The organism is Streptomyces sp. NPDC089424, from assembly GCF_044749345.1.
GTDB lineage: Bacteria > Actinomycetota > Actinomycetes > Streptomycetales > Streptomycetaceae > Streptomyces.
Map to the genome: position 1 here is coordinate 269,885 of NZ_JBIVHU010000007.1, position 20,879 is coordinate 290,763.

At 70.1% G+C, this 20,879-nt stretch carries 16 protein-coding genes and 1 pseudogene; 4 read left to right on the forward strand and 13 right to left on the reverse strand.

What is annotated here, in order from left to right; all coding sequences use genetic code 11:
- Positions 1-62: 62 nt before the first annotated feature.
- The 6 genes and pseudogenes from prcA to arc all read right to left on the reverse strand — a co-directional run bounded on the left by prcA (position 63) and on the right by arc (position 5,851).
- On the reverse strand, positions 63-812 hold the full coding sequence (gene prcA / locus ACIP2X_RS28310; RefSeq protein ID WP_401677820.1) for a proteasome subunit alpha: 750 nt from the start codon (positions 810-812) through the stop codon (positions 63-65).
- A gap of 61 nt (positions 813-873) precedes the next feature.
- Positions 874-1,719, reverse strand: a complete 846-nt coding sequence (prcB, locus tag ACIP2X_RS28315; RefSeq protein ID WP_401677823.1) for a proteasome subunit beta — start codon at positions 1,717-1,719, stop codon at positions 874-876.
- Positions 1,671-1,857 (reverse strand): annotated as a pseudogene (locus ACIP2X_RS28320) (endonuclease domain-containing protein); the annotation flags it as partial. The gene prcB and the pseudogene ACIP2X_RS28320, both read right to left, overlap by 49 nt.
- 83 nt (positions 1,858-1,940) lie before the next feature.
- Positions 1,941-2,159 (reverse strand): ubiquitin-like protein Pup, encoded by a 219-nt coding sequence (locus ACIP2X_RS28325; RefSeq protein ID WP_393102727.1) that lies wholly within the window; start codon positions 2,157-2,159, stop codon positions 1,941-1,943.
- Between the two features lie 179 nt (positions 2,160-2,338).
- Entirely contained in the window at positions 2,339-3,850 is a 1,512-nt protein-coding gene (gene dop, locus ACIP2X_RS28330; protein WP_401677828.1) for a depupylase/deamidase Dop, read from the reverse strand.
- A 234-nt stretch (positions 3,851-4,084) separates the two neighbouring features.
- On the reverse strand, positions 4,085-5,851 hold the full coding sequence (arc, locus tag ACIP2X_RS28335; RefSeq protein ID WP_401677831.1) for a proteasome ATPase: 1,767 nt from the start codon (positions 5,849-5,851) through the stop codon (positions 4,085-4,087).
- A 244-nt stretch (positions 5,852-6,095) separates the two neighbouring features.
- Here arc and ACIP2X_RS28340 point away from each other — a divergent pair, with 244 nt between their 5' ends.
- Positions 6,096-6,401 carry a ferredoxin gene (locus ACIP2X_RS28340; RefSeq protein ID WP_401677834.1) on the forward strand — a complete coding sequence of 102 codons (306 nt, stop codon included), beginning with the start codon at positions 6,096-6,098 and terminating at the stop codon, positions 6,399-6,401.
- Positions 6,402-6,459: 58 nt separating this feature from the next.
- Here the strand turns inward: ACIP2X_RS28340 and ACIP2X_RS28345 are convergent, their stop codons facing one another.
- From ACIP2X_RS28345 to ACIP2X_RS28355, 3 genes are all read right to left on the reverse strand, one after another.
- Positions 6,460-7,029 carry a hypothetical protein gene (locus tag ACIP2X_RS28345; protein WP_401677836.1) on the reverse strand — a complete coding sequence of 190 codons (570 nt, stop codon included), beginning with the start codon at positions 7,027-7,029 and terminating at the stop codon, positions 6,460-6,462.
- A 201-nt stretch (positions 7,030-7,230) separates the two neighbouring features.
- The gene (locus ACIP2X_RS28350) at positions 7,231-8,133 is read right to left on the reverse strand and encodes a tRNA (adenine-N1)-methyltransferase (protein WP_401677838.1); all 903 of its coding nucleotides are present in this window, start codon (positions 8,131-8,133) and stop codon (positions 7,231-7,233) included.
- 38 nt (positions 8,134-8,171) lie between these two features.
- The gene (locus ACIP2X_RS28355; protein ID WP_401677841.1) at positions 8,172-9,668 is read right to left on the reverse strand and encodes a site-2 protease family protein; all 1,497 of its coding nucleotides are present in this window, start codon (positions 9,666-9,668) and stop codon (positions 8,172-8,174) included.
- Positions 9,669-9,843: 175 nt separating this feature from the next.
- Between ACIP2X_RS28355 and ACIP2X_RS28360 the strand changes: the two genes are divergently transcribed.
- Together ACIP2X_RS28360 and ACIP2X_RS28365 are read left to right on the forward strand one after the other, a co-directional pair.
- Positions 9,844-10,914, forward strand: a complete 1,071-nt coding sequence (locus ACIP2X_RS28360) for a RecB family exonuclease (protein ID WP_401677844.1) — start codon at positions 9,844-9,846, stop codon at positions 10,912-10,914.
- Positions 10,915-10,928: 14 nt separating this feature from the next.
- A complete protein-coding gene (locus ACIP2X_RS28365; protein WP_201840033.1) occupies positions 10,929-11,600 on the forward strand; it encodes a response regulator transcription factor in 672 nt (223 codons plus the stop codon).
- An 84-nt stretch (positions 11,601-11,684) separates the two neighbouring features.
- Here the strand turns inward: ACIP2X_RS28365 and ACIP2X_RS28370 are convergent, their stop codons facing one another.
- The 4 genes from ACIP2X_RS28370 to metH form a co-directional block, all read right to left on the reverse strand.
- Positions 11,685-13,265, reverse strand: coding sequence for an ABC transporter substrate-binding protein (locus ACIP2X_RS28370; protein ID WP_401677848.1), 1,581 nt, complete (start codon positions 13,263-13,265; stop codon positions 11,685-11,687).
- A gap of 68 nt (positions 13,266-13,333) precedes the next feature.
- Complete coding sequence (locus tag ACIP2X_RS28375) at positions 13,334-14,935, reverse strand: ABC transporter substrate-binding protein (RefSeq protein WP_401677851.1); 1,602 nt, start codon at positions 14,933-14,935, stop codon at positions 13,334-13,336.
- Between the two features lie 437 nt (positions 14,936-15,372).
- Entirely contained in the window at positions 15,373-16,065 is a 693-nt protein-coding gene (locus ACIP2X_RS28380; protein WP_401677853.1) for an HAD family hydrolase, read from the reverse strand.
- Positions 16,066-16,190: 125 nt separating this feature from the next.
- Entirely contained in the window at positions 16,191-19,706 is a 3,516-nt protein-coding gene (metH, locus tag ACIP2X_RS28385; protein ID WP_401677856.1) for a methionine synthase, read from the reverse strand.
- 315 nt (positions 19,707-20,021) lie between these two features.
- Here metH and ACIP2X_RS28390 point away from each other — a divergent pair, with 315 nt between their 5' ends.
- On the forward strand, positions 20,022-20,786 hold the full coding sequence (locus tag ACIP2X_RS28390; RefSeq protein WP_401677859.1) for an IclR family transcriptional regulator: 765 nt from the start codon (positions 20,022-20,024) through the stop codon (positions 20,784-20,786).
- Positions 20,787-20,879 lie beyond the last annotated feature (93 nt).

Sequence of the window (20,879 nt, forward strand, 5' to 3'; positions counted from 1 at the left end):
CGGTCGCTTGCGACCGGGGCATCCGTCACGGGAGTCGGGCGGGCGACGGGGCCGCCGGCGCACTACTCGTCCTCGCCCGCCTCGTCCTCGGCCTCCGCGGCCGACGAGGCGCCGCCGGCCTCCAGCAGCCGGCCGAGCTGCCGGCCGGTGATCCGGCGGAACTTGCGCTGCTGCGGGCGCGTACGGTCCAGCACCGCCACCTCCAGGCGCTCGGCGGGGATCTCCCGCTGGCTGCCGTTGGTGTCACGGGACAGGGCCTGCACGGCCAGCTCGAGCGCCTCGGCGAGGGTCATGCCGTCCTGGTGGCGCTGGTCCAGGTAACCGCTGATCTGCTCGGCGTTGCCGCCCACCGCGACCGAGCCGTGCTCGTCCACGATGGAGCCGTCGTGCGGCAGCCGGTAGATCTGGTCGCCCTCGGGCGTCTCGCCGACCTCGGCGACGACCAGCTCCACCTCGTACGGCTTCTCGGCCGCGCTGGAGAAGATCGTGCCCAGCGTCTGCGCGTAGACGTTGGCCAGGCCGCGGGCGGTCACGTCGTCGCGGTCGTAGGTGTAGCCGCGCAGGTCGGCGTAGCGGACGCCGCCGATGCGCAGGTTCTCGTACTCGTTGTACTTGCCGGCGGCGGCGAAGCCGATCCGGTCGTAGATCTCGCTGAACTTGTGCAGCGCGCGGGACGGGTTCTCGCCGACGAAGACGATGCCGTCGGCGTACTGCAGCACGACCAGGCTGCGGCCCCGGGCGATGCCCTTGCGGGCGTACTCCGCCCGGTCGGCCATGGCCTGCTGAGGTGAGACATAGAACGGCGTCGACACCGGTTATCCGTCCCTTTCTGTCGAAGTCACTGGACCACCCTCGGACACCACGGGCCGCCGGCTACAGCAGCGCGGCCCGCGGGCCGTCGGGCTGCTCCATCCGGCGCTCCAGGATCGAGCGGGCGATCGCGGAGCCCTCGTCCTCGGTGAGCCGGCGGAAGCCGTCCTCGGTGATCACGGTGACGATCGGGTAGATCCGGCGGGCGACATCGGGACCACCGGTCGCCGAGTCGTCGTCTGCCGCGTCGTAGAGGGCCTGGACCACGAGGGTCGTGGCCTGCTCCTCGGTCAGGTCCTCGCGGTAGAGCTTCTTCATGGCGCCGCGCGCGAAGATCGAGCCGGAGCCCGTGGCCGCGAAGCCCTGCTCCTCGGAGCGGCCGCCCGTGACGTCGTAGGAGAAGATGCGGCCCTTGTCGCGGTCGACGTCGTAGCCGGCGAAGAGCGGCACCACGGCCAGGCCCTGCATGGCCATGCCGAGGTTGGAACGGATCATGGTCGACAGCCGGTTCGCCTTGCCCTCCAGGGACAGCTGGGCGCCCTCGACCTTCTCGAAGTGCTCCAGCTCCAGCTGGAAGAGCTTGACCATCTCGACGGCGAGACCGGCCGTGCCCGCGATGCCGACGGCCGAGTACTCGTCCGCCGGGAAGACCTTCTCGATGTCGCGCTGCGCGATGACGTTGCCCATGGTGGCGCGGCGGTCACCGGCCAGGACGACACCGCCCGGGAACGTCACCGCCACGATCGTGGTGCCGTGCGGCGCCTCGATCACACCCTGGGTGGGTGGCAGTTGCCGCTTGCCGGGCAGCAGCTCCGGCTGGTGCTCGGCCAGGAAGTCCATGAAGGAGGAGGATCCAGGCGTCAGGAAGGCAGCTGGTAGACGCCCGGTGCTACGAGTGTTGGCTTCCACGCGTTTCCTTCCAAGTAGTCAGCAGGTATCGCAGTTGATGCAAGGTACGCCACGGACCCTACCCGGCTCACGGCAGTGATCCACATGAACGGCGGAAGCCTTCCGGCAGATCCCGGGGAGGCCACGCGCGGCTCGGACTCACCGGGCCGCGCGCAGCGCCACGTCTGCCGGGTGCCGAACAACCACACCCCCGCCGACCTTCGATCCGAAGGACGAGTGGGCTACTGCCCACCCTTTTGCACGAAGGACCGCACGAAGTCCTCTGCGTTCTCCTCCAGGACGTCGTCGATCTCGTCGAGTACCGAGTCCACGTCGTCCGAGAGCTTCTCGTGTCGCTCCTTGAGGTCCTCCGAAGCCTGCGCCTCGGTCGCCTGCTCCTCGACCTCCTCGGTGGAGCGCGTCGCCTTCTGCTGTCCGCCGCCGGTGTCCTTGGTCGCCATAACCCTCACCCCGCTCGGTTCGCCCGAATGTTCGGCATCGCTGCCGATCGGTCATGATCAGACCCTACAAGCCGGGTCCGACAATGGCCCCGCAGTTTCTGCAACGTACGGGGGCCACCTCGATGATTCCCGGGCGCCGGGATTTCCACCCTTGCGCCCGGACCCGCCCGAGTACCCGCTCAGCCGCCGCTGAGGACCTTGACCAGGTCTTCCGCGGTGCGGCAGCGGTCCAGGAGCTCCTTGACGTGATTACGCGTTCCGCGAAGCGGTTCCAGGGTTGGAACCCGCTGCAGAGAGTCCCTGCCGGGCAGGTCGAAGATCACCGAGTCCCAGGAGGCCGCGGCCACGTCGTCGGCGTACTGCTCCAGGCAGCGCCCGCGGAAGTAGGCCCGGGTGTCCTCCGGCGGCTTGGACTTCGCCCGCTCGACGTCCTCCTCGGTCAGCAGCCGCTTGATCCGGCCGCGCGAGACCAGACGGTTGTACAGGCCCTTGTCTGGGCGTACGTCCGCGTACTGGAGGTCGACCAGGTGCAGCCGGGCGGCGTCCCAGTCGAGGCTGTCACGGCGCCGGTAGCCCTCCATCAGCTCCCGCTTGGCGACCCAGTCCAGCTCGCCGGACAGGCTCATCGGATCGTGCTCCAGCCGGTTGAGGGTGTCCTCCCAGCGCTGCAGGACGTCCTTGGTCTGCTCGTCGGCGTCGGCCCCGAAGCGCTCCTCGACGTACTTGCGGGACAGCTCGTAGTACTCCATCTGCAACTGGACCGCGGTCAGCGTCCGGCCGCTGCGGAGCGTGACGAGGCGCTGGAGCGAGGGGTCGTGGGAGACCTGGTGCAGGGTGCGTACCGGCTGGTCGACGGCCAGGTCGACGGCGATGAAGCCGTCCTCGATCATGGACAGCACGAGGGCCGTGGTGCCCAGCTTGAGGTAGGTCGAGATCTCCGACAGGTTCGCGTCACCGATGATCACGTGCAGCCGGCGGTACTTCTCCGCGTCGGCGTGCGGCTCGTCGCGCGTGTTGATGATCGGGCGCTTGAGCGTGGTCTCCAGGCCGACCTCGACCTCGAAGTAGTCCGCGCGCTGGCTCAGCTGGAAGCCGTGCTCGTGCCCGTCCTGGCCGATGCCGACGCGGCCCGCTCCGGCGAAGACCTGGCGGGAGACGAAGAAGGGCGTCAGGTGGCGCACGATGTCCGAGAAGGGGGTCTCCCGCTTCATCAGGTAGTTCTCGTGCGTGCCGTAGGAGGCGCCCTTGTTGTCGGTGTTGTTCTTGTAGAGGTGGATCTGCTGGGCGCCGGGCAGCTGGGCGGCCCGCTCGGCGGCCTCCGCCATGATCCGCTCACCGGCCTTGTCCCAGAGCACGGCGTCGCGGGGGTTGGTCACCTCGGGAGCGCTGTACTCGGGGTGTGCGTGGTCCACGTAGAGACGCGCCCCGTTGGTCAGGATGACGTTGGCGAGGCCGATGTCCTCGTCGGTGAGCTGGCTGGAGTCGGCGGCCTCACGGGCGAGGTCGAAGCCCCGTGCGTCGCGCAGCGGATTCTCCTCCTCGAAGTCCCAGCGGGCCCGGCGGGCCCGGTGCATCGCCGCCGCGTAGGCGTTGACGATCTGGGACGAGGTGAGCATGGCATTGGCGTTGGGGTGGCCGGGGACGGAGATTCCGTACTCCGTCTCGATGCCCATTACTCGCCGTACGGTCATGCGGCCCTCCTTGCCCGGCGGTGCCCTCGGTCGTGGACGCCGCTCAGATACCGCTGGCGCTCGGCTGCGTGTGCGGTGCCCGTCCCCGCACTGCGCGATCCGGCGGTACGGAAGAGCCTAGAACGCCTTTGCGCTGGTGGGGAGATCATTTGCGTCATTGCTGTGCTCCAGCCGTGGCCCGAAAAACAGTCGGCTGCGGGTACCCGCTGAGGGCACCCGCAGCCGCCCTGCCTTTTACAGGTACTGACCGGTGTTCGCCACCGTGTCGATGGAGCGTCCGGTGTCCGCGCCCTGCTTTCCGGTGATGAGCGTACGGATGTACACGATCCGTTCGCCCTTCTTGCCGGAGATGCGGGCCCAGTCGTCCGGGTTCGTGGTGTTGGGCAGGTCCTCGTTCTCCTTGAACTCGTCCACGCAGGCCTGGAGGAGATGGGAGACGCGCAGGCCCTTCTGGTTGTGCTCCAGGAAGTCCTTGATCGCCATCTTCTTGGCCCGGCCGACGATGTTCTCGATCATGGCGCCGGAATTGAAGTCCTTGAAATACAGGACTTCCTTGTCGCCATTGGCGTACGTCACCTCGAGGAAGCGGTTCTCCTCGGATTCGGCGTACATGTGTTCCACCGCGGTCTGGATCATGCTCTGGACCGTCATGGACTTGTCGTTGCCGTGCTCGGTCACGTCGTCGGAGTGCAGCGGGAGGCGCTCGGTGAGGTACTTGCCGAAGATGTCCTTGGCCGCCTCGGCGTCCGGACGCTCGATCTTGATCTTCACGTCGAGCCGGCCGGGGCGCAGGATCGCGGGGTCGATCATGTCCTCACGGTTGGAGGCACCGATCACGACCACGTTCTGCAGGCCCTCCACACCGTCGATCTCGGCGAGCAGCTGCGGGACGATGGTGTTCTCCACGTCCGAGCTGACACCGGAGCCGCGGGTACGGAAGAGGGACTCCATCTCGTCGAAGAAGACGATGACGGGGGTGCCCTCGCTGGCCTTCTCCCGGGCCCGCTGGAAGACGAGGCGGATCTGCCGCTCCGTCTCACCGACGTACTTGTTCAGCAGCTCGGGGCCCTTGATGTTCAGGAAGAAGCTCTTGCCGGCGGCCTGGCCGGTGACCTCGGCGACCTTCTTGGCCAGCGAGTTGGCGACGGCCTTGGCGATGAGCGTCTTGCCGCATCCGGGCGGCCCGTAGAGCAGCACGCCCTTGGGCGGGCGCAGTTCGTGCTCCTTGAACAGGTCCGGGTAGAGGTACGGCAGCTCGACCGCGTCGCGGATGGCCTCGATCTGGCCGCCGAGACCGCCGATCTGCTCGTAGCCGATGTCGGGGACCTCTTCGAGGACGAGCTCCTCGACCTCGCTCTTGGGAACGATCTCGTAGACGTAGCCGGATCGGGGTTCGAGCAGCAGGGCGTCGCCGGGGCGGATGGTGACGTCCAGCAGCGGCTCGGCGAGCCGTACCACCCGTTCCTCGTCGGTGTGCCCGAGCACCAGGGCGCGCTCGCCGTCCTCCAGGATCTCCTTGAGGGTGACGATGTCCCCGACACGCTCGTACTCCATGGCCTCGACCACGTTGAGCGCCTCGTTGAGCATTACTTCCTGGCCGCGCCGCAGGTCCTCGAGGTCGACGCTGGGGCTGACGTTCACGCGGAGCTTGCGGCCCCCCGTGAAGATGTCGGCCGTGCCGTCCTCGATCGCCTGCAGGAAGACTCCGAAGCCGGCCGGCGGCTGGGCCAGCCGGTCGACCTCTTCCTTGAGGGCCACGATCTGGTCACGGGCCTCACGGAGCGTGTTGGCGAGTCGCTCGTTCTGCGCGGACACGCCGGCCAGGTTGGTCTGCAGCTCGACGATCCGCTCTTCGAGAATCCTCGTGTGCCGCGGAGAGTCGGCGAGCTTGCGTCGCAGGACGGCGATCTCCTGCTCAAGGTAGGCAATCTGCCCGGCCGGGTCGTCGGACCCGCGTCCCGGGCGGATGCCGCGGTTCATGTCGTCGTCGTGGGCTGCCACGGTCCTCACCTCCTCCAAGGGGAGCTGGACGCTTCCAGACCCTACCTGGGTGGGTGTCGATTGAAACCCCTAGATCACAAAGACTGTCGGGGTGTGTCCGATCTTCACCCTTGCGCTCTCCCTCACGCCAGGGGAATACCCAGCGAACGGGATACGAAAGCGAGCGAAGGTAGGGTCGAAGCGTTCAACACCCGTCAGAGCTGGCCGGATTCCCGTACGGCCGGGTGGGCAATCGGCAGGAGAGGTGACCGTGCAGCAGGAGGCCGGAGTCGACGGCGAGGCACTCGAGGTCTGGATCGACCAGGATCTCTGTACCGGCGACGGCATCTGCGCCCAGTACGCGCCGGAGGTGTTCGAGCTGGACATCGACGGCCTGGCCTATGTGAAGGGCGAGGGCGACGAGCTGTTGCAGGCCCGGGGGGCCACAACGCCCGTACCGCTGCCGCTCCTCACGGATGTGATCGACTCGGCGAAGGAGTGTCCGGGCGACTGCATCCATGTGCGACGGGTTTCGGACAGGGTCGAGGTCTACGGCCCGGACGCACAGTGACTGGATCCTTACGCCCCGTGATGACTGTCTGATTTCTCACACGGCTCGGTTGCGTGCGTCAGACGCTGCGGGCGTCGGCCGGTGACGAGCGGACGAACGCCCCGTTGCGCCACTGCCACTTCGCCGCCTCCGTCACGTCCGGACAGCAGGTCGGGACGTCCGTGGAGGAGTAGCCGAGCAGCGTCGCGAGGACGGCTCCGTCCCGGACGGCGAAGTCGCGGACGGTGGTGCGGTCCTTGGGGTCGACGAGCGTGGCAACCACCCGGGGGCCGGTCGCGCCGTCGCCGTGGGTGAGGACGTACACGCCGTCGGGGGGTGTGCTGATGCCCGCGTCGCAGTGCACCACGGCGACCGTTTCCGGCCGCCCGTCGCCGTCGAGGTCCCCGGACGCCTTCCTCTCCACCACGGCCTTCACGGGCCCGCATTCGAGGGGGAAGCCGACGCCCTCGGTGGCGGGCGGCGCGGCGGCCGGCCGCGCGGGGCGGCCCGGCGCCTGTGCGGCGGTCGCCGAGTCCGGCGGCAGCAGCGACGACAGGGCGACGACACCGGCGACGGCGGTCGCGGTGGCGACCCAGTGGATGGGCCGGGTGTGCGTGTGTGCCAGTTCCGGAACGGCGGGTTGCTGCACGAGGAGTGTCTCCTGTGAGGGCTGTGCCGGTGGGGGTGGCCAGCATGGTGCCACACGTCACAGTGCGGGGGAACGGCGGGGGTCGGCCCTTGTGAGGTGGGCGTCTTCCGGTGCGTCAACGTGTCGGCGCCGTGGCCGCGTTCCCTGCGGTGTGCGGGAACTCGGCCACGGCGCCGACACGTTGTACGCGGAACAGCCGCCTCAGCGGCCCATGCCTCCATCGGCGTTGGGGCCGGAGTAGTCCTCGCCGTAGGCGCCCTTGGCGGGGCGGCGGCGGCGCATGGGCGGCTCGACGCCGTCTGCCAGGCGACGGGCGGTGAGGAGGAAGCCGGTGTGGCCGATCATCCGGTGGTCCGGGCGGACGGCGAGACCCTCGACGTGCCAGTTGCGGATCATCGTCTCCCAGGAGGTCGGCTCGTTGAAGGAGCCGACCTCACGGATGGACTCGACGGTCCGGGCGAGCTGCGTGGTGGTCGCGACGTAGCAGCACAGGATGCCGCCGGGGACGAGCGCCTTGGAGACGGCCTCCAGGCACTCCCACGGGGCGAGCATGTCGAGGATGACGCGGTCGACGTCGGTGTCCGACAGGTTGTCCTGGAGGTCGCCGACGGTGAGCTGCCAGGCCGGGTGCGGGCCGCCGAAGTAGCGCTCCACGTTGGCCTGGGCGATCTCGGCGAAGTCCGCGCGGCGCTCGTAGCTGTGCAGCATGCCCTGGTCGCCGATGGCCCGCAGCAGGAAGCTGCTGAGCGACCCCGAGCCGACGCCGGCCTCCACGACGCGCGCGCCGGGGAAGATGTCGGCGAAGGAGAGGATCTGCCCCGCGTCCTTGGGATAGACGACGGCTGCCCCACGGGGCATGGACAGGACGTAGTCGGGGAGCAGGGGGCGCAGCGCGAGGTAGGCGACGTTTCCGGTGGTGCGGACAACGCTGCCCTCGGGAGCGCCGATCAGTTCGTCGTGCGGGAAGGAACCCTTGTGGGTGTGGAAGTTCTTCCCGGCCTCGAGCGTGAACGTGTAGTGGCGGCCCTTGGGGTCGGTCAGCTGAACCTGGTCCCCGACCTTGAAGGGCCCGCGCCTGCGGGCGGCACCGGTCGGTTCGGACATGTGAACAGCCTACCGGCGATTGCGGGGGCCGCCGACCACTAGGAGGGCCTGGCCATGGCCTTGACGAAGGCCCGCTCGACGTCCGCCGCGGACAGCACGCCGTAGATCTCTCCGGTGTCCTCGACCACCAGGTACTCGGTGGCGGGGGTGGCCCGGAGCACCTCCAGGAGGTCCTCGCCGGCCAGTTCGGCGGAGACCCGCATGCCGTCGGTGATGTCCTGGGCGAGGCCGCTCACCGCGACCCAGGGGCGGCGGTGTTCGGGGACGCCGACGATGGCGGCCTCGCGGACCAGCGAGACGGGGTCGCCGTCGGCGTCGACGACGACCAGGGCGCGGGCGCCCGCGGCGTTGGCACGCCGCAGCGCCTCCGAGAGGGGGGTGTCGCTCTCGACCGGCACCGCGCGGCGGGTGAGCGCGCGGGCGCGCAGCTCCGGGAGGTGCTCGCGCAGCCGGGCGACGCGCAGGCTGTTGCCCGCGCCGGTCCAGATGATCGCGGCGAGGATGGCGGCCAGCAGGGCGTCCATCACGGTGTCCATGCCGACGTTGTCCACGGCGTCGCGGCCGAGCGCGCCGGACTGGGTGAGCAGCGGGAGCCCGATCAGCACGGAGACGGCGAGGGCGCGGCCGACCCAGGCGGCGGCGACGGTGCCGCTCATCGGCCTGCCGGTGATCTTCCAGACGACGGCGCGGAGCATCCGGCCGCCGTCGAGCGGGAGGCCGGGCAGGAGGTTGAAGGCGGCCACGATGAGGTTGGAGATCATCAGACCGGCCAGCAGGACGCCGGGCACCGTGCCGGGCTCGACCGGCTGCAGGGCCAGGTAGAAGAGGCCGGCCAGCACGAGGGACAGGAGCGGTCCCACGAAGGCGAGGACGAACTCCCGGCCCGGTGTCTCGGCCTCCTTCTCGATCTCGGAGACCCCGCCGAAGAACTGGAGCTGGATGCGGCGCACCGGCAGTTTGTAGCGCAGGGCCGCCACCGTGTGGGCCAGCTCGTGCACGAGCACGGAGGCGTAGAAGGCGACGGCGAAGAAGAGGGAGACCAGATAGCGGGCGGCGCCCAGCTCGGGCAGCACACGCTCCAGCTGCCCGCCGAACACCCAGGTGATCAGGGCGGCCACCAGGAACCAGCTGGGCGCGACGTACACCGGCACCCCGAACGGGCGTCCCATCAGCAGGCCGCCCCGGGGTTCGGGGGCGCGCTGGGGTGCGGGGCCCTTGCCGGGGGCGGAGTGGGCGAGGGTGCGGTGGGCCTCGTGGGGGTGGGAGGCGCCGTGCTGCTCGTGACGCCCGCCGGTGGTGCGGTCGTCGCCTCCGTGGGCGTCGGGGCCGTGGGTGTCGTCCGGCCGGTCCGGCCGGTCGTCGCCGGTGCCGGCCTGCGGGGCTCGGCCCGCGGGGTCCGGCTCGGCGCCGGCGGGCCCGGGCCCGGGATCGTCAGGGCGTGGGGAGTCCGTGGCCGGGGTCGCACGGTCCGGCTGGTGCCGGTGCGCCTCGTCGGTGCCCGGCCGCGGCTGCCCGCTCCCGCCGCTCTCGTCCACGGTGTCCCCTCGTTCGCAGCGTCTCCCGCACCTGCCGGGCGGAAGGGTCTCGGGTCGATGGTATGCGTCCGTCGGGGCACGTTCCGCCCCGGCACCCCCTCTGTTTTCCCCGTCGTCGCCCCGTCATGACCGGAGGCCGGGTCACTGTCGGTGGCGGGCCGTATCGTCTGTGGACATGGACACCAGCACCGAGGGCGCGCAGCAGCGGCCCCCATCCGGCGGGAGCGCCGAGGCGGCCACGGATCCGGATCCGTCCGTCGTGGTCGAGCCTACGGCCGACGGCCCGACGGCGGCGGTCGAGGCGACGGCGACCGAGGCGACGGCGGCCGAGACGGCCACCGCGGTCACCGGGACCGTCGCCATGGCGCCTACCTCCCTGTCCCCCTCACGTGCCGGCGACTTCATGCAGTGCCCGCTGCTGTACCGGTTCCGGGTGATCGACCGGCTGCCCGAGAAGCCCAGCGCGGCGGCGACCCGGGGCACCCTCGTCCACTCGGTCCTGGAGCGCCTCTTCGACGCCCCCGCGGCGGAGCGCACCCCGCCGCGCGCCAAGGCGCTCGTCCCCGGCCAGTGGCAGCGGCTGCGCGAGAGCAGGCCGGAGGTCGAGGAGCTGTTCGCCGACGATCCGCAGGGCGAGCGGCTGGCCGGCTGGCTGACGGAGGCGGAGCAGCTCGTCGAGCGCTGGTTCACGCTGGAGGACCCGACGCGGCTGGAGCCCGCGGAGCGGGAGCTGTTCGTCGAGACGGAGCTGGACTCGGGACTGCGGCTGCGCGGGATCATCGACCGGGTCGACGTGGCGCCGACCGGCGAGGTCCGGATCGTGGACTACAAGACGGGCAAGGCGCCCCGGGCCGAGTACGCCGAGGGCGCCCTGTTCCAGATGAAGTTCTACGCGCTGGTCGTCTGGCGGCTGAAGCAGGTGATCCCGCGCCGGCTCCAGCTCGTCTACCTCGGCAGCGGTGACGTGCTGACCTACGACCCGGTCCGTGCCGACCTGGAGCGGGTGGAGCGCAAGCTGCTCGCGCTGTGGGAGGCGATCCGTGCGGCCACCGAGACCGGCGACTGGCGGCCCCGCCCGACCAAGCTGTGCGGCTGGTGCGACCACCAGGCCCACTGTCCGGAGTTCGGCGGCACTCCCCCGCCCTATCCCCTGCCGGTGCGCCCCGCCGTCGGCGACGTCCTGCCCGGCCCGGCGAGGGCGCCGGAATCCCCCGCGGTGGAGCAGGGCAGAATGGGGCCGGACTAGCGAAGGAGACTTACGTGGCCATCCGCGTCCTACTGGTCGACGACCAGCCGCTGCTGCGTACGGGCTTCCGGATGATCCTGGAGGCCGAACAGGACATCGCGGTCGTCGGCGAGGCCGGAGACGGCCTGCAGGCACTCGACCAGGTGCGGGCGCTGCAGCCCGACGTGGTCCTGATGGACATCCGCATGCCGCGCATGGACGGCGTGGAGGCGACCCGGCAGATCACCGGCCCCGGCCGGGACGGCCCGGCGAAGGTGCTGGTGCTGACCACCTTCGACCTCGACGAGTACGTGGTGGAGGCCCTGCGGGCCGGCGCCAGCGGCTTCCTGCTCAAGGACGCCCCCGCGAACGAACTGGTGCAGGCGATCCGGGTGGTCGCGGCCGGTGAGGCGATGCTCGCCCCGAGCATCACGCGCCGTCTGCTCGACAAGTACGCCACGCATCTGCCGTCCGGCGAGGAGCCGGTGCCCGACACCCTGGGCACGCTCACCGATCGCGAGGTGGAGGTGCTGAAGCTGGTCGCGCGCGGTCTGTCGAACGCCGAGATCGCGGCCGACCTGTTCGTCAGCGAGACCACGGTCAAGACGCACGTGGGCCATGTCCTGACCAAGCTGGGGCTGCGCGACCGGGTGCAGGCCGCGGTGTACGCCTACGAGAGCGGTCTGGTGCGTCCCGGCGCCCAGTGACCCGAGCGCGCACACGGCACTACGCCGAGGGCGCCCGCCTCCCTGGGGAGACGGGCGCCCTCGGCGTTCGGCGTGCGGGGGGCCTCAGCCCTTGCTGATCTCCCAGAAGCGGAAGACGGTCGAGGCGTCGAGGCAGTACTCCAGGCCGTAGACCTCCTCGCGGACGACCGCGTACTGCTTGGCCTGCCAGACCGGCAGCAGCGGGACGTCCTCGGCGACCAGGTCCTGGAGCTCGCCGTACTCGTCGTCGGTGGCGGCGCGGTCGCTCTGCGCGGCCGTGCGCGGGATGAGCGAGCCGGTGATCGTGTCGTTGCTGTAGTTGTTCGCCAGCACGTTGCCCTCGCCGAAGAACGGGGCGGTGAAGTTGTCGGCGTCCGGGTAGTCGGGCACCCAGCCCTTGACGTACACGCCGTACTTGCCGTCGGCGATGTCCTTCTCGTACTGGTCGAACGCGACCGACTTCACGTCGGCGGCGAACAGCCCGCTGCCGTTGAGCTGGGCCGCGATGGCCTCCAGCTCCTCGTCGGTGGCGGGGCCGTAGCGGGACGGGGTGGACCACAGGGTGATCTTCACCTTGTCGGTGATCCCGTCGGCGCGCAGCGCGGCCTCGGCCTTGGCCTTGGAGGGCCGGGCACCGTAGGTGTCGAAGAAGGCGGTGTTGTGGCCCGCGATCCCGGCCGGGATGATCGAGTACAGCGGGGTCGCGGTGCCCTGGTAGACGTCCTCCATGAGGGCCTCGCGGTCGATCAGGTGGGCGATGGCCTGGCGGACGCCGAGCCTTCCGGCGACCGGGTCGTCCATGTTGAAGACCAGGTGCTGGACCTCGGCGCTGCTGCCCTCGATGACCTTGACGCCGGAGTCGGAGTCGGCCTGCTCGACGTCGGCGATGTCGTTCGCGCTCAGACCTCGGTAGGCGATGTCGACGTCCTCGGACTGCAGCGCCTTCTTCAGCGCGCCGCGGTCGCCGTGGAAGAACTTCAGGGTGACGCCGGCGTTCTGCACCTCGGCGGTGCCCTGGTAGTTCTCGTTGACCGAGAAGACGGCCTCGTTCTCGCTGAAGGAGTCGAGCTTGTACGGGCCGGAGCCGACGGCCTGGCCGTCCGTGCGCAGCGTGCCGGCGTCGTACTCCCGGTGGTCCACGATCGAGCCGGCGCCGGAGGCGATCTTGCTCGGGAAGGTGGCGTCGGCGACCTTCAGGCGGAAGACGACGGTGTTCTTGTCCGGCGTCTCGACCGTGTCGAGCATCGGGAACATGATGGCCGGGCCGGCCTCGTCGTTGACCTTCAGCATGCGGTCGAAGGAGAACTTGACGTCCTTCGAGGTGAGCGGGTCACCGTTGCTGAACTTCAGGCCGTCCTTCAGCGTGCACTGGTAGACCTTCGCCGAGCTGTCGGTGAAGTTGCACGACTCGGCCAGCTCCGGCTCGGGCTCGGTGCCGCCCTTGGGGAAGCTGAGCAGGGACTGGAAGACGTTGTTGAACAACAGCCAGGAGCCTGGGTCGTAACCGGACGCCGGGTCGGTGGCGAGGACGTCGTCCGACATCCCGACGACCACGTTGGAGCCGTTCTCCCCGGAGTCGCCGGACTCGGCACCGCATCCGGTCAGCAGTCCGGTGGCCAGACCGGCGACGATCGGCAGGACCGGCCACTGGTTGCGTATGTTCACGTGCTTGCCTTACGTCGTTCTTGAAGTACCCCGGGCCGCCTGCCGGCACCCGGTCGTGCTCGGAGGTGTCAGCCGCTCACACCGCGGCCGAGCTCCCACAGCTGGAGAGTGGCCGAGGAGTTGAGCGCGTAGGAGACGCCGGTGACGTCGTCGCGTGCCGCCACGTACTGCTTGCCCTGCCACAGGGGCAGCAGGGGCACGTCCTCGGCAACGATGTCCTGGATCCGGTTCAGGCTGTCGGCGGCGGCCAGACGGTCGGCCTCGCCCCGGGACTCGGGGATCAGGCTCTCGCGGATCTCGTTGTTGGCGTACGGCGACTTGAGGAAGTTGTCCTTGTCGAGGAACGGCGCGATGTAGCTGTCGGGGTCCGGGAAGTCCGGGAACCAGCCCATCCCGAAGACGTCGTACTCGCCGTTGCGCTCGGCCGGCACGAAGGTGTCCCAGGGGGCGCCCTCGATCGCGACCTGGAACAGGCCGCTGCCGTTGAGCTGCCTGCGCAGCTCCTCGAACTCCTTCTTGGTGGCCGAGCCGTAGTGGTCGGTCGTGTAGTGCAGGGTCAGCTTCACCGGCGTGTCGACGTCGGCCTCCTCCAGCAGCCCCTTGGCCTTGGCGACGCTGGGGTCGCCGTACTTGTTGAAGAAGGCGTTGGAGTGGCCGGTGATGGAGGCCGGGACCAGCGAGTACAGCGGGTCGGCCTGGGAGCCGTAGACCGCGGAGACGAGCTCGTCGCGGTTGAGGAGCTGTGCCATGGCCTGCCGGACGGCCTTGGTCTTGACCGTCGGGGCCTCGGTGTTGAAGGCCAGGTAGCGGATCTCCAGGCCGGGCATCTCGACGAGGTCGACGTCGCCGTCGGCGACCGCCAGCTTCTCGATCTGCTCCGGCGTCATGGAGCGGGTCATGACGTCGATGTCACCGCCCTCCAGGGCGGCTCCCATGGCCTCGGCGTCCTCGTACGAGACCATGTCGACCTCGTTGTTCTGGACCTTCAGCGCGCCCTTGTAGTTCGGGTTCCTGGTGAACACCGCCCGGACCAGCTCGCCGTCCTTCTCCTCGCCCTCGAGCACGTAGGGGCCGGAGCCGTCCACCTCGAAGCCGTCGCGCAGCTTGTTCTTCTCGTAGTTGTCGGGGTTCACGATGCCCGCGACCGGGGTCGACAACTTGTACGGGAAGGTGGCGTCGGCGGTCTTCAGGTGGAAGATGACCTCCTTGTCGCCCTTGACCTCGACGGTGTCCACGGTGGACAGCAGGGCGAAGACACCACTGTCGGCCTTGATGGCGAGGGCCCGGTCGATGGAGAACTTCACATCGGCGGCCGTGATGGCGTCGCCGTTGGAGAACTTGAGGTCCGAGCGCAGCTTGCAGGCGTAGCGCTCGTTGCCGTTGTCGGTGAACCCACAGCTCTCGGCGGCCTCCGGAACGGGAGCGCCCTCGCCGCGCGGCTGGACCATCAGGGTCTGCACGGTCTGACGGAGCACGTTCCAGGTGCCCACGTCGTACGCGTACGCCGGGTCGAGCGGTGCGGGGGCGTCCTTGGAGGCGATGAACCGGTCGGTGGTGCCCACGACGATCGAGCCACCACCGTCACTGCCCCCGTCGGACCCACCGCACGCGGCAAGCGCGGGAGCAAGCAGTCCGACCACGGCCGGCAGCACCAAGGTCTTGCGGTTCATGCTCGGGATTCTCCACAGCTGTCAGGTCCGTGTACGCGGCATGCAGGGGTGTGGCAGCCGGTCACGGGGACGGGGGTGAGGTTCTCGCGATGAGATTAGTGCGCCCTCATGACGGGGCCGTCGGCCACCGGAGTTGAGCGTCCATCACGCTGCGAAACCGGGCGCGGACGCACCGAAAACCCGACTGGGGAAGGATTCGTGCAGCATCCCATGAATCAGGACACAAAGGCGGGGCAACCGCCCCGTTATGGGCTCCGGCTGCACATACGTGCCACCCTGTCGACCCCTGTTGACGTGGGGAACGTCACACTGGCAACTGGGAGCGTGCCCACGGAATTCAGCCATCCGCACCGCGCGAATTCCCCGCCCGTGCCGTGCTGTTCGCCCGGTGTGCGGGCCCCGGACGCCGCCTCGGGCGCCCGGCCGCGTGCGCGTCGTCAGTTGAGCAGGCTGCGCAGGAAGGTGAGGTCGACCTCTTCGAGCGAGCGCACCACGGTGCGCCGCGCGGCCGGGGCGATCGGCGCCACCGAGGGGACGGCGACCACATGGCAGCCCGCCGCCTCGGCCGCGGCCACACCGGTCGCGGTGTCCTCGACGACCGCGCATCTGGCCGGATCGGCACCGAGCCCGGCCGCGGCGAACAGATACGGGTCCGGGTGCGGCTTGGTGCGCGCGACCTCGTCGCCCGCCACCGTGAGGGCGAAGTACTCCGTTCCGAGGATGCCGAGGACGCGGTCGATGATGCGGCGGTGGGAGGCCGAGACCAGGGCCGTCGGGATCTCGTGCAGGGCCAGCTCGCCCAGCAGGCGCGCGGCTCCCGGCATCAGCGGCAGCGCCCGGTCGATGCGGTCCTCGAAGCCCTCGTTGAGCAGCACGGTGAGCTCGGCGAGGGTGATGTCGGCGCCGGTCGCCTCGATCAGGAACCCCGCGCTGCGGGTCATCGGACCGCCGACCACCACCTGGCGCCAGGCGTCGTCGAGGGTGTGCCCGAGGCCGGCGAAGACCTCGCGCTCCACGTCCCACCAGAAGCCCTCGGTGTCCACCAGGGTGCCGTCCATGTCGAGGAGCACGGCCTGCAGCGCGGAGCCTTCGGCCGTACGGGTGCCGATAGCGGGGACGGTCGTCGTCATCCGGCGTACCTCCTGGAGGGACGAGCAGGCCGGTTCCCGGGTAGGGAACCGGCCTACTGTGGACCGACCAGTGTACGACTAATCCGATCAGCGCGCGGTGTGGCAGGTCACGGCGTCGTGCCCGGTCACCGTGCGTTGAAGTACTTCGCCTCCGGGTGGTGGATCACGATGGCGTCCGTGGACTGCTCGGGGTGCAGCTGGAACTCCTCCGAGAGCTGCACACCGATCCGCTCCGGCTCCAGCAGGGCCGCGATCTTCGCCCGGTCCTCCAGGTCGGGGCAGGCACCGTAGCCCAGCGAGAAGCGGGCGCCGCGGTACTTCAGCGCGAACATGTCCTCGATATCGGCCGGGTCCTCGCCGGCGTAGCCGAGTTCGGCACGCACGCGCGCGTGCCAGTACTCGGCGAGCGCCTCGGCCAACTGCACGGACAGTCCGTGGAGTTCCAGGTAGTCACGGTAGGAGTCGGACGCGAAGAGACGGGCGGTCTCCTCGCCGATCCGCGAGCCGACGGTGACGACCTGGAGCCCGACGACGTCGGTCTCACCGGACTCCTCCGGGCGGAAGAAGTCCGCCAGGCAGAGCCGGCGGCCGCGGCGCTGGCGCGGGAAGGTGAAGCGGGTGCGCTCGTTGCCGGCGTCGTCGAGGATGATCAGGTCGTCGTCCTTGGAGACGCAGGGGAAGTAGCCGTAGACGACGGCCGCCTCCAGCAGGTTCTCCGTCTGGAGCCGGTCCAGCAGCCCGCGCAGCCGGGGCCGGCCCTCGGTCTCGACCAGTTCCTCGTACGAGGGTCCCTCGCCGGTGCGGGCCTGCTTCAGGCCCCACTGGCCCTTGAAGAGCGCGCCCTCGTCGAGCCAGGACGCGTACTCCTTGAGCTGGATGCCCTTGATCACCCGGGTGCCCCGGAACGGCGGCTCGGGGATCGGGTTGTCGGTGGCGACGTCGGAGCGGACGTGGCCCTCCTCCGGGCGCTCCTCCACCTCGACGGCGGCCGCCGCCCGTACCCGCCGCTGGCGCAGCTCCGGCAGCTTCGCGCCCGGCAGGCCGCGCTTGACGCCGATCAGCGCGTCCATCAGGCGCAGGCCCTCGAAGGCGTCCCGGGCGTAGCGGACCTCGCCCTCGTAGACCTCGTGCAGGTCCTGCTCGACGTACGCCCGGGTGAGCGCGGCGCCGCCGAGGATGACCGGGTAGCTGGCGGCCAGGCCCCGGGCGTTGAGCTCCTCCAGGTTCTCCTTCATGATCACGGTGGACTTCACCAGGAGGCCCGACATGCCGATGACGTCGGCGCGGTGCTCCTCGGCGGCTTCCAGGATCGCGGAGACCGGCTGCTTGATGCCCAGGTTGACGACGTTGTAGCCGTTGTTGGACAGGATGATGTCGACCAGGTTCTTGCCGATGTCGTGCACGTCCCCGCGCACGGTGGCCAGCACGATCGTGCCCTTGCCGTCGTCGTCGGTCTTCTCCATGTGCGGCTCCAGATAGGCCACCGCGGTCTTCATCACCTCGGCGGACTGGAGCACGAACGGCAGCTGCATCTGGCCGGAGCCGAACAGCTCGCCGACGACCTTCATGCCCTCCAGGAGGGTGTCGTTGACGATGTCCAGGGCGGGCCGGTCCTGGAGGGCCGCGTCGAGGTCCTGCTCCAGGCCGTTGCGCTCGCCGTCGATGATGCGCCGCTGGAGGCGCTCCTCCAGGGGCAGGGCGGCCAGTTCCTCGGCCTTGCCCGCCTTCAGCGACTTCGCCGTGGCGCCCTCGAACAGCTCCATCAGCTTCTGCAGCGGGTCGTAGCCCTCGCTGCGGCGGTCGTGGATCAGGTCGAGGGCGGTGTTGACCTGCTCGTCGTCGAAGCGGGCGATCGGCAGGATCTTCGAGGCGTGCACGATCGCCGAGTCCAGGCCCGCCTTGACGCACTCGTCGAGGAAGACGGAGTTGAGCAGGATGCGGGCGGCCGGGTTGAGGCCGAAGGAGATGTTCGACAGGCCCAGCGTGGTCTGCACGGCGGGGTGGCGGCGCTTGAGCTCGCGGATCGCCTCGATGGTGGCGACACCGTCCCCCCGCGACTCCTCCTGGCCGGTGCAGATCGTGAAGGTGAGGCAGTCGATGAGGATGTCCTCCTCGCGGATGCCCCAGTTGCCGGTCAGATCGTCGATGATCCGTTCGGCGATGCCGACCTTCTTCTCGACCGTGCGGGCCTGGCCCTCCTCGTCGATGGTCAGCGCGATCAGCGCGGCGCCGTGCTCCTGGGCCAGCCGGGTGACCTTGGCGAAGCGGGACTCGGGGCCGTCGCCGTCCTCGTAGTTGACGGAGTTGATCACCGCGCGGCCGCCGAGCTTCTCCAGGCCCGCCCGGATGACGTCGACCTCGGTGGAGTCGAGGACGATCGGCAGGGTGGAGGCGGTGGCGAAGCGGCCGGCCAGCTCCTCCATGTCGGCGACGCCGTCCCGGCCGACGTAGTCCACGCACAGGTCGAGCAGGTGCGCGCCCTCGCGGATCTGCTCGCGGGCCATCTCCACGCAGTCGTCCCAGCGGGCGTCCAGCATGGCCTCGCGGAACTTCTTCGAGCCGTTGGCGTTGGTGCGCTCGCCGATCGCCAGGTACGAGGTGTCCTGGCGGAACGGGACCGACTGGTAGAGGGAGGCGGCGCCCGGCTCCGGGCGGGGGGCGCGCTCGCCGGGGGCGAGGTCGCGGACCCGCTCGACGACCTGGCGCAGGTGCTCCGGCGTCGTGCCGCAGCAGCCGCCGACCAGGGAGAGGCCGTAGTCGCGGACGAAGTTCTCCTGGGCGTCGGCCAGCTCCGGCGCGGTCAGCGGGTAGTGGGCCCCGGCCGAGGTCAGCACGGGCAGGCCGGCGTTGGGCATGCAGGACAGGCGGACGCGCGAGTGCCGGGCGAGGAAGCGCAGGTGCTCGCTCATCTCGGCCGGGCCGGTCGCGCAGTTCAGGCCGATCATGTCGATGCCGAGCGGCTCCAGCGCGGTCAGCGCCGCGCCGATCTCGGAGCCGAGCAGCATGGTGCCGGTGGTCTCGACGGTCACCGAGACGATCAGGGGCACGTCGTACCCGGCCGTCTCCATGGCCCGGCGGGCGGCGACGACCGACGCCTTGGTCTGGAGCAGGTCCTGGGTGGTCTCGACGAGGAGGGCGTCGGCGCCGCCCGCGAGCAGGCCCTCGGCGTTGCGCTGATAGGCGTCGCGGATCGCGGCGAAGGTGGTGTGGCCGAGGGTGGGCAGCTTGGTGCCGGGGCCCATCGAGCCGAGCACCCAGCGCTGCTGTCCGGTGCGCAGCGTGTAGTCGTCGGCCGTCTCGCGGGCGATGCGCGCGCCCGCCTCGGACAGCTCGACGATCCGGTCGGCGATCTCGTACTCGCCGAGGGCGGAGAGGTTGGCGCCGAAGGTGTTGGTCTCGACGCAGTCGACACCCACGTCGAAGTACTCGGCGTGCACCGAGCGGACGATGTCCGGGCGGGTGACGTTCAGCACCTCGTTGCAGCCTTCGAGGTTCTGAAAGTCCTCCAGTGTGGGGTCCTGCGCCTGGAGCATGGTGCCCATCGCTCCGTCGGCCACCACCACACGGGTGGCGAGTGCCTCACGGAGGGCGGACGCACGGGTCCGGCTGTCGGTGACGGGGGTCTGCGGCGACGAGGCCATGTAAGGGGCTCCCTGGAATGCGACGGCTGTCGGCTTTGCGCCTTCCCGGGATGCTCCGGTGGAACGTCCCGTGGGAGGGCGCACGCGGCCAGCGTAGCCGGGACCGGGCGCCTAGGGTCAGGGGCGTCCACGGGACGGACCGGCGTGGCGTCCCCGCCGGCTCCGGTGTACCGGCGACAGGACAACTGTCGACCGCCCATTGGCGGGAGGTCGGCATGGACCGGTAGTGTTCGGCATTGCCGAACAGTGGACATTGCCGTACGGCGGCAGCGACGTCGCAGCTCGACGGTCGAAGGGGACGGAGGCAGGACGGCGATGGCACGGAACATCCAGTCGCTCGAACGGGCGGCCGCGATGCTGCGCCTGCTCGCGGGCGGTGAACGGCGGCTGGGCCTGTCGGACATCGCCTCGGCGCTGGGTCTCGCCAAGGGCACGGCCCACGGCATCCTGCGCACCCTCCAGCAGGAGGGCTTCGTCGAGCAGGACGACGCCTCCGGCCGCTACCAGCTGGGCGCCGAGCTGCTGCGGCTGGGCACCACCTACCTCGACGTGCACGAACTGCGCGCGCGTGCGCTGGTGTGGACGGACGACCTGGCCCGCTCCAGCGGCGAGAGCGTCTACCTGGGGGTGCTGCACCAGCAGGGCGTGCTGATCGTGCACCACGTCTTCCGGCCCGACGACAGCCGGCAGGTGCTGGAGATCGGCGCCATGCAGCCGCTGCACTCCACCGCCCTGGGCAAGGTCCTGTCGGCCTACGACCCGGTCGCGCACAGCGAGGCGCTGGAATCCGACCGCAAGGCCTTCACGGATCGCACGGTGTGCGACCTCAGCGCCTTCGAGCACGTCCTGGACCTCACCCGCGCGCGGGGGTACGCCGCGGACGTCGAGGAGACCTGGGAGGGCGTCGCGTCCGTCGCCGCGCCCATCCACGACCGGCGGCGCATGCCCGTCGGCGCGGTCGGCATCACCGGCGCCGTGGAGCGGCTGGGCCGGGACGGGGAGCTGCGGCCCGAGCTGATCGCCGCCGTGCGGGACTGCGCCCGCGCGGTCTCGCGCGATCTGGGCGCCGGCCGGTTCTGACCGCCATGGGGCACTGACCAGCACATACGCGATATCGCGCAGGACAGACCGGGACGCCGGGAGGCGTTCCGGCTGCCGGTCTGCCCAAAACAG

Excerpts from the sequence above, each read along its gene's own strand:
- ACIP2X_RS28390 (WP_401677859.1), top strand. The coding sequence starts at position 20,022 with ATGGCACGGAACATCCAGTCGCTCGAACGGGCGGCCGCGATGCTGCGC.
- dop (WP_401677828.1), bottom strand. The coding sequence starts at position 3,850 with ATGACCGTACGGCGAGTAATGGGCATCGAGACGGAGTACGGAATCTCC.
- ACIP2X_RS28380 (WP_401677853.1), bottom strand. The coding sequence starts at position 16,065 with ATGACGACGACCGTCCCCGCTATCGGCACCCGTACGGCCGAAGGCTCC.
- ACIP2X_RS28375 (WP_401677851.1), bottom strand. The coding sequence starts at position 14,935 with ATGAACCGCAAGACCTTGGTGCTGCCGGCCGTGGTCGGACTGCTTGCT.
- ACIP2X_RS28350 (WP_401677838.1), bottom strand. The coding sequence starts at position 8,133 with ATGTCCGAACCGACCGGTGCCGCCCGCAGGCGCGGGCCCTTCAAGGTC.
- metH (WP_401677856.1), bottom strand. The coding sequence starts at position 19,706 with ATGGCCTCGTCGCCGCAGACCCCCGTCACCGACAGCCGGACCCGTGCG.
- ACIP2X_RS28325 (WP_393102727.1), bottom strand. The coding sequence starts at position 2,159 with ATGGCGACCAAGGACACCGGCGGCGGACAGCAGAAGGCGACGCGCTCC.
- ACIP2X_RS28360 (WP_401677844.1), top strand. The coding sequence starts at position 9,844 with ATGGACACCAGCACCGAGGGCGCGCAGCAGCGGCCCCCATCCGGCGGG.